Below are 5,572 nucleotides of genomic sequence, written 5' to 3'. Positions count from 1 at the left end.
GGGGTGTTTGGAATAATGAGCTGGCGATGACTTACTCTCACATGGGTAACCCCACACTACCATCAGCGCTAAGAGGTTTCACTTCTGAGTTCGGGAAGGGATCAGGTGGTTCACTCTTGCTATGGTCGCCAGCACAACTGGTATGGATACTTGCTTCGTTTTATTCACTGTGTGATACGTTGCGTTTTCCAAATCTTTACAGATGGGCTGATTGAATCAGAATTTGTTCATTTTAGCTAAGTGTTTAACTAAATCAAGTTGCTTTGCATGTTTATGAATCGATTGATGCTCAACTTCTTTCGAAGTTTCGTATACAACTGCTTGGGTGTTGTATAGTCAAGCCTCACGAGCAATTAGTATTGGTCAGCTTCACATATCACTATGCTTCCACATCCAACCTATCAACGTCCTAGTCTCGAACGGCTCTTTAGAGGAATAAATTCCTAGGGAAATCTTATCTTGAGGTAGGCTTCCCGCTTAGATGCTTTCAGCGGTTATCCCTTCCGAACATAGCTACCCGGCGATGCGACTGGCGTCACAACCGGTACACCAGAGGTTCGTCCACTCTGGTCCTCTCGTACTAGGAGCAGATCCTCTCAAATTTCCAGCGCCCACGGTAGATAGGGACCGAACTGTCTCACGACGTTCTAAACCCAGCTCGCGTACCTCTTTAAATGGCGAACAGCCATACCCTTGGGACCTGCTTCAGCCCCAGGATGAGATGAGCCGACATCGAGGTGCCAAACACCGCCGTCGATATGAACTCTTGGGCGGTATCAGCCTGTTATCCCCAGAGTACCTTTTATCCGTTGAGCGATGGCCCTTCCATACAGAACCACCGGATCACTAAGACCTACTTTCGTACCTGCTCGACTTGTGGGTCTCGCAGTTAAGCGCGCTTTTGCCTTTATACTCTACGCGTGATTTCCGACCACGCTGAGCGCACCTTCGTACTCCTCCGTTACTCTTTAGGAGGAGACCGCCCCAGTCAAACTACCCACCAGACACGGTCCTCGTCCCGGATAACGGGACAGAGTTAGAACCTCAACATTACCAGGGTGGTATTTCAAGGACGGCTCCATTGGAACTAGCGTTCCAACTTCAAAGCCTCCCACCTATCCTACACAAGTAAGGTCAAAGTTCAGTGTCAAGCTGCAGTAAAGGTTCACGGGGTCTTTCCGTCTAGCCGCGGGTACACTGCATCTTCACAGCGATTTCGATTTCACTGAGCCTCTGCTGGAGACAGCGCCGCCATCATTATGCCATTCGTGCAGGTCGGAACTTACCCGACAAGGAATTTCGCTACCTTAGGACCGTTATAGTTACGGCCGCCGTTTACTGGGGCTTCGATCAAGAGCTTCGCTTACGCTAACCCCATCAATTAACCTTCCAGCACCGGGCAGGCATCACACCCTATACGTCCACTTTCGTGTTTGCAGAGTGCTATGTTTTTAATAAACAGTTGCAGCGGCCTGGTTTCTGCGGCTGTCGTCAGCTCAGGAAGCGAGTTCCATCACCAACAACAGCGTACCTTCTCCCGAAGTTACGGTACCATTTTGCCTAGTTCCTTCAGCAGAGTTCTCTCAAGCGCCTTGGTCTACTCGACCTGACCACCTGTGTCGGTTTCGGGTACGATTCCTGTGTAACTGAAGCTTAGAGACTTTTCCTGGAAGCATGGTATCAGCCACTTCACTGTACAAGTACAGTTTGCTATCGGATCTCAGTATAGAGTACCCCGGATTTGCCTAAGATACATACCTACATCCTTCCACCTGGACAACCAACGCCAGGCTGACTTAACCTTCTCCGTCCTCTCATCGCATTACACAGAAGTATTGGAATATTAACCAATTTCCCATCGACTACGCCTTTCGGCCTCGCCTTAGGGGTCGACTCACCCAGCCCCGATTAACGTTGGACTGGAACCCTTGGTCTTTCGGCGAACGGGTTTTTCACCCGTTTTGTCGTTACTCACGTCAGCATTCGCACTTCTGATACCTCCAGCATACTTCTCAATACACCTTCATCGGCTTACAGAACGCTCCCCTACCACTTGACTAATGTCAAATCCGCAGCTTCGGCACATAGTTTTAGCCCCGTTACATCTTCCGCGCAGGCCGACTCGACTAGTGAGCTATTACGCTTTCTTTAAAGGGTGGCTGCTTCTAAGCCAACCTCCTAGCTGTCTATGCCTTCCCACATCGTTTCCCACTTAACTATGATTTTGGGGCCTTAGCTGGCGGTCTGGATTGTTTTCCTCTTGACTACGGACGTTAGCACCCGCAGTCTGTCTCCCGGATAGTACTCATAGGTATTCGGAGTTTGCATCGGTTTGGTAAGTCGGGATGACCCCCTAGCCGAAACAGTGCTCTACCCCCTATGGTATTCGTCCGAGGCGCTACCTAAATAGCTTTCGGGGAGAACCAGCTATCACCAGGCTTGATTAGCCTTTCACCCCTATCCACAAGTCATCCCCTGGCTTTTCAACGACAGTGGGTTCGGTCCTCCAGTTAGTGTTACCCAACCTTCAACCTGCTCATGGATAGATCGCCTGGTTTCGGGTCTATACCCAGCAACTAAACGCCCTATTAAGACTCGATTTCTCTACGGCTCCCCTATACGGTTAACCTCGCTACTGAATATAAGTCGCTGACCCATTATACAAAAGGTACGCAGTCACACCACGAAGGTGCTCCCACTGCTTGTATGCATGCGGTTTCAGGATCTATTTCACTCCCCTCACAGGGGTTCTTTTCGCCTTTCCCTCACGGTACTGGTTCACTATCGGTCAGTCAGGAGTATTTAGCCTTGGAGGATGGTCCCCCCATATTCAGACAAGGTTTCACGTGCCTCGCCCTACTCGTCATCATTATGTGTGCCCTTTCGTGTACGGGAATATCACCCTCTACGTTCGCACTTCCCAGAGCGTTCCACTAAAACACACATAACTTAATGGGCTGATCCCCGTTCGCTCGCCGCTACTGAGGGAATCTCAATTGATTTCTTTTCCTAAGGGTACTGAGATGTTTCACTTCCCCTCGTTCGCCTTGCAACACTATGTATTCATGTTGCAATACCTACCTTAAAGTAGGTGGGTTCCCCCATTCAGAAATCTCCGGATCAAAGGATATTTGCCGCCTCCCCGGAGCTTTTCGCAGGCTATCACGTCTTTCATCGCCTCTGACTGCCAAGGCATCCACCACATGCACTTAATTACTTGACTATACAACCCCAAACAGTCGTTACACCTACAAGTTGGTGTAGCAACAGAACAAATGACCTCTCATTCATCCATACAGTTCGAAGTACTGTGTATTTAAACACTGTACAGCTTCAATCTAAATTCATATACCAAAACGCTTGATTCAGTTAATTTGCTAGTTCTCAATTAACTCCAAGATTAGAATTACTTCTTCTCTCTTTGTTATTGAGTGAACAATTTATTTCAGACTCAATTTTGCCAATCTGTTAATGAATAAACACGCCTTCGTCAGGTCATGCTTAATACCGTGATACTTAAATCACAGAAGTTAATAAACCAAGACCGAAATCTCTATTTACTAATTTCTGTAATCCGAACTTCTCTTAAGTTCTGGTGGAGACTAGGAGAGTCGAACTCCTGACCTCCTGCGTGCAAAGCAGGCGCTCTACCAACTAAGCTAAGTCCCCAGCTTACATCATCAGTCATGTATCTTTTATCTATAACTTCAACCAGTCAAAGTCATGGTGGGTCTGACAAGACTTGAACTTGTGACCCCACGCTTATCAAGCGTGTGCTCTAACCAACTGAGCTACAGACCCTCAGATACATCTATGAAGAACAACTTGTTGTGGATTCTTACCAATCGTCAATCTTTCGTTAAGGAGGTGATCCAGCCGCAGGTTCCCCTACGGCTACCTTGTTACGACTTCACCCCAGTCATCGGCCACACCGTGGTAACCGCCCTCTTTGCAGTTAGGCTAGCTACTTCTGGTGCAACAAACTCCCATGGTGTGACGGGCGGTGTGTACAAGGCCCGGGAACGTATTCACCGCGGCATTCTGATCCGCGATTACTAGCGATTCCGACTTCATGGAGTCGAGTTGCAGACTCCAATCCGGACTACGATCGGCTTTTTGAGATTAGCATCCTATCGCTAGGTAGCAACCCTTTGTACCGACCATTGTAGCACGTGTGTAGCCCTGGCCGTAAGGGCCATGATGACTTGACGTCGTCCCCGCCTTCCTCCAGTTTGTCACTGGCAGTATCCTTAAAGTTCCCGACATTACTCGCTGGCAAATAAGGAAAAGGGTTGCGCTCGTTGCGGGACTTAACCCAACATCTCACGACACGAGCTGACGACAGCCATGCAGCACCTGTATGTAAGTTCCCGAAGGCACCAATCCATCTCTGGAAAGTTCTTACTATGTCAAGGCCAGGTAAGGTTCTTCGCGTTGCATCGAATTAAACCACATGCTCCACCGCTTGTGCGGGCCCCCGTCAATTCATTTGAGTTTTAGTCTTGCGACCGTACTCCCCAGGCGGTCTACTTATCGCGTTAGCTGCGCCACTAAAGCCTCAAAGGCCCCAACGGCTAGTAGACATCGTTTACGGCATGGACTACCAGGGTATCTAATCCTGTTTGCTCCCCATGCTTTCGCACCTCAGCGTCAGTGTTAGGCCAGATGGCTGCCTTCGCCATCGGTATTCCTCCAGATCTCTACGCATTTCACCGCTACACCTGGAATTCTACCATCCTCTCCCACACTCTAGCTAACCAGTATCGAATGCAATTCCCAAGTTAAGCTCGGGGATTTCACATTTGACTTAATTAGCCGCCTACGCGCGCTTTACGCCCAGTAAATCCGATTAACGCTTGCACCCTCTGTATTACCGCGGCTGCTGGCACAGAGTTAGCCGGTGCTTATTCTGCGAGTAACGTCCACTATCTCTAGGTATTATCTAAAGTAGCCTCCTCCTCGCTTAAAGTGCTTTACAACCATAAGGCCTTCTTCACACACGCGGCATGGCTGGATCAGGCTTGCGCCCATTGTCCAATATTCCCCACTGCTGCCTCCCGTAGGAGTCTGGGCCGTGTCTCAGTCCCAGTGTGGCGGATCATCCTCTCAGACCCGCTACAGATCGTCGCCTTGGTAGGCCTTTACCCCACCAACTAGCTAATCCGACTTAGGCTCATCTATTAGCGCAAGGTCCGAAGATCCCCTGCTTTCTCCCGTAGGACGTATGCGGTATTAGCATTCCTTTCGAAATGTTGTCCCCCACTAATAGGCAGATTCCTAAGCATTACTCACCCGTCCGCCGCTAAGATCAGTAGCAAGCTACCTCTCTCCGCTCGACTTGCATGTGTTAAGCCTGCCGCCAGCGTTCAATCTGAGCCATGATCAAACTCTTCAGTTAAAATCATTTTGCACCTTATTTATAGACAAGGTGCCAATTCTGGCTCATCAATTACTGACTTAAATTTCGCTCAAATAAACTTCGAGTAATTTAAACCAATCAATCAATGAAAATTATTTCGATTAATCAATCAGTAAAAATCCACACAAGTTGTTCTTCAATTCTCTTAATGAT

2 tRNA genes and 3 rRNA genes are annotated in these 5,572 nt (G+C 48.6%); all 5 read right to left on the bottom strand.

Going from position 1 to position 5,572, the window contains the following annotated elements:
- Nucleotides 1-18: 18 nt before the first annotated feature.
- Nucleotides 19-133 (bottom strand): 5S ribosomal RNA (rrf, locus tag MKX14_RS18175).
- 199 nt (nucleotides 134-332) lie between these two features.
- Nucleotides 333-3,223 (bottom strand): 23S ribosomal RNA (locus tag MKX14_RS18170).
- Between the two features lie 370 nt (nucleotides 3,224-3,593).
- A tRNA-Ala gene (locus MKX14_RS18165) sits at nucleotides 3,594-3,669 on the bottom strand.
- 55 nt (nucleotides 3,670-3,724) lie between these two features.
- Nucleotides 3,725-3,801, bottom strand: a tRNA-Ile gene (locus MKX14_RS18160).
- Nucleotides 3,802-3,860: 59 nt separating this feature from the next.
- Nucleotides 3,861-5,398 (bottom strand): 16S ribosomal RNA (locus MKX14_RS18155).
- Together the 16S, 23S and 5S rRNA genes with 2 tRNA genes alongside form the textbook arrangement of a ribosomal RNA operon.
- Nucleotides 5,399-5,572: the final 174 nt, after the last annotated feature.

This window comes from Acinetobacter pittii (assembly GCF_022449185.1).
Lineage (GTDB): Bacteria > Pseudomonadota > Gammaproteobacteria > Pseudomonadales > Moraxellaceae > Acinetobacter > Acinetobacter pittii_I.
The sequence above is the reverse complement of the archived record's forward strand: the minus strand, read 5'-3'. Positions and strand labels throughout refer to the sequence as shown.